Origin of the sequence: Methanobrevibacter thaueri, from assembly GCF_015062905.1 — an archaeon.
GTDB lineage: Archaea > Methanobacteriota > Methanobacteria > Methanobacteriales > Methanobacteriaceae > Methanocatella > Methanocatella thaueri_A.
Map to the genome: position 1 here is coordinate 1 of NZ_SUTK01000097.1, position 3,126 is coordinate 3,126.

Annotated in this window: 2 protein-coding genes and 1 pseudogene; 1 reads left to right on the forward strand and 2 read right to left on the reverse strand. The window is 36.4% G+C overall.

Annotated elements, in window-relative coordinates:
- Nucleotides 1-115: 115 nt before the first annotated feature.
- Both E7Z79_RS09625 and E7Z79_RS09630 read right to left on the reverse strand, forming a co-directional pair.
- Entirely contained in the window at nucleotides 116-358 is a 243-nt protein-coding gene (locus E7Z79_RS09625) for a hypothetical protein (protein ID WP_303739722.1), read from the reverse strand.
- A 161-nt stretch (nucleotides 359-519) separates the two neighbouring features.
- Complete coding sequence (locus E7Z79_RS09630) at nucleotides 520-879, reverse strand: hypothetical protein (protein WP_303739723.1); 360 nt, start codon at nucleotides 877-879, stop codon at nucleotides 520-522.
- A gap of 374 nt (nucleotides 880-1,253) precedes the next feature.
- Between E7Z79_RS09630 and E7Z79_RS09635 the strand changes: the two are divergent.
- Nucleotides 1,254-3,126 (forward strand): annotated as a pseudogene (locus tag E7Z79_RS09635) (hypothetical protein); the annotation flags it as partial.

Genomic DNA, 3,126 nt, shown 5'->3' on the forward strand with positions numbered 1-3,126 from the left:
ATAATATTAAAAATAGCAAATAACATTCTTAAATCAATATTTAACTTAATTTGAAACGAGTTTAAATCAATATTGCATGGGGTTTGTAAAATTTCAGGGGGTGTAAAAAAAATATCTAGTCGAATTTTAGGTTGTTGAAGATCTTTTCCATATGGTTTATGGCATGGGTGAGGTCTTTGGAGGTTAATTTTGTATCTGGGTGGTAATCCGCCTTATTTCTTAATTCAGCCAATTTTTTTAATGATGTTTTACTGTCCTCTTCACCAAAATCATACAGTGCATTTCTGACCTGTTTGTGTTCTCCAAATGCGTTTTTCACCATTTTTAAATTCCCATGGATGCTTGACCTTAAATCCATGAACCTTTTCAAGCCATAACTGGCAGTAAAGATAAGAACTGTAGTAAGCTCTATTGATTATAGTTGCATCAACACATCTTTCATTGCAGTTTTTTGGAAGTAAAAGGTTCTTAATTCTTAAAAAATGCAGTGTTAAAAGATATAAATGGAATTGGGGTAAACTAGTAATATTCATCAAAATCACCATCGAGGGAGATTATTGCATTTCTGCAAAATTCATTAATTCCATTTGCTTTTGAAAATGCCTTCATATGAATGTACATTTCCTTAAGTGTTTTGTCAAGAACCTCTTCGCTTGTTCCGTTCAAATTCTTGAAAACATAGACATAGTCCTGTGTGTCAATGTCTGGTTCTTCCCGTATCTTCATTTCGCCTAAAAAATCATAATTTTCGGCTAATTTTTTGATTTCTTCAGTATAGATTTTTTTAGCAGGTTCCATTTCCTGTTTGAACTTGTCTAGATAGGTTTCACACATTATGTCTTCTCCTTTTGATAATTTTTGGGATAATGTTCCTGTCACAAACTAGTATATTGCTTTCCTTAAATATAAAGTTAACTATTCTATGTGCCTTAATCAGTTCAAGTTCAAAGCAATATTTTAATAATGTTAAAAATAGCAAATAACTTTCTTAAATCAATATTTAACTTAATTTTAAACGAGTTTATATCAATATTGCATTGTGTTTGTAAACTATCCTAAAAAATCTGATTTTTAAATTTCGCTGAATTTTCACCTATAATAATATACATATATATTGCTTCGATGATAAACATCATATTGTATATTTAATTTAAGTTAATTTTATTGAAAATGAGTTATTATTTTTCTTTAGAATTGAACATTATAATTATCAAGCATGAAAAGCATATTTTTTCATAAAATGGAGATTTAATATGAAGATTAAAAAAACAATAATCTTGCTGACGCTTGTCATTTTCCTATTGAGCCTCGCAAATGCATATGCGAGTGAAATGGATGACTCACTGGCAAGTGAAGATGCAAGTCAAATCGAGGTGTCCTCAACACTCGAGGATAACCTCCAGGCAAGCGAAACGCTTGAACAAACAGATGATAATGGAGCTGAGCTGAAAGCAACCGATGAAGATGAACTCTCAAGCTCTGGGGAATTTGGCGAGCTTCAAAAACTGATTGATGACGCTTCAGACAAAAGCACAATCAATCTGGAACGCAATTACACCTACACTATAGATGCAGACAATATAACTGAAGGAATAAGCATAACTAAGAACTTAACAATCAACGGTAACGGATTTGCAATAGATGCACAGAAAAAATCAAGGATATTCCATATTGAAAGCGGTGCCAATGTCGTCCTGAACAATATCATATTTTTAAATGGGGTTTCTGGCGACTGTGGTGGTGCTGTCCTTGCAAAGGGTAATGTGGATATTGCAGGGTCTCATTTTATCAACAACACTGCAAACTTTGGTGGTGCTGTCTATATGGAATCAGGTACTGTGACTGACTGTAATTTTGTCAATAATTACGCAGGCCTCTCTTCCGGTGCTATCTATATAGATGAGGGTAATGTTGAGGGTTGCAATTTCACTGATAACAGCGCAGCTTATGCTGGTGCTGCCCTAGTTTATTCGGGCAATGTGTCAAACTCCAATTTCAATAACAATATTGCAATTGCTGAAGATGGCTTTGGCGGTGCTGTCGTAATTGATTCAGGTAATGTGTCAAACTCCAATTTCAATAACAATAAAATAACTGCTCAGAAGGGCTTGGGTGGTGCTATCGCAATCGATTCAGGTAATCTGGCTAACTGTAATTTCACCTTTAACAATGCACCTGCTGGTGGTGCGGTTTACATGGGTTCAGGTGATGTGGTGAACTGTAATTTCATTAATAACACCGCTAATACATCCGGTGGAGCAATATACGTTGATAAGGCCTATAATGATTCTAAAATCAACTCAACATTCATCAATAACCAGGCAAATAACGGTGGAGCAATATACTTCAAAGGCGGAATCAGCAATATCACAATCAATGGCTGCTTTAAAGCTAATGTTGCTCAAAGAGGCGGTGGTGCAATATTTGTGCGTGGAAACTCCATGAACAATAATTTTACCGCTGAATTCACAGGTAATGAGGCAAGGGCCGCCAGTGGGGGAGCAATATTCCTTTATACTCAAGCCGACAACAACAGGTTTGAAGGCATCTACAGGGACAATTGGGCACTGTATGGTGGAGGAATCTTTTTCTACAACAAGGCAAACAATAACGTATTCAACACTGAATTCATAAACAACACTGCAAAATCCTGCGGTGGTGCAATGTTTTTCCACAACACTACCGATGGGAATAACTTCACAGGAGATTTCACAAACAACCGTGCATTGGGCCAAGTCGATTCAGAAAACGGAAACGGTGGAGCAATAACCTTCAAGGACACATCATCCAACAGCATATTCAACAGTGACTTTATAAACAACAATGCAAGCCTGAACGGTGGAGGCGTAAACTACCGCCACACTCCATACAACATCACATTCAACAGCAATTTCATAAACAACACTTCCCCTAGAGGTGGAGGAGTGAATTTCTTTGAAACATTCGAGAATGTCGTATTCAATGGAGAGTTCATCGGCAACTCAGCAGATAATGGTGGTGCAATCGCCACTGTAGGTGGAATCATCATGGATGTTTCATTCAAGGACAATCATGCTGAAGATGAGGGTGGAGCAGTTTATTTCAAAGGATCAGGTGTGGTTGAGAATTGTATTTTTACTAACAACA

Coding starts and splice junctions, on each gene's coding strand:
- E7Z79_RS09625 (WP_303739722.1), bottom strand. CDS start 358: ATGGATTTAAGGTCAAGCATCCATGGGAATTTAAAAATGGTGAAAAAC.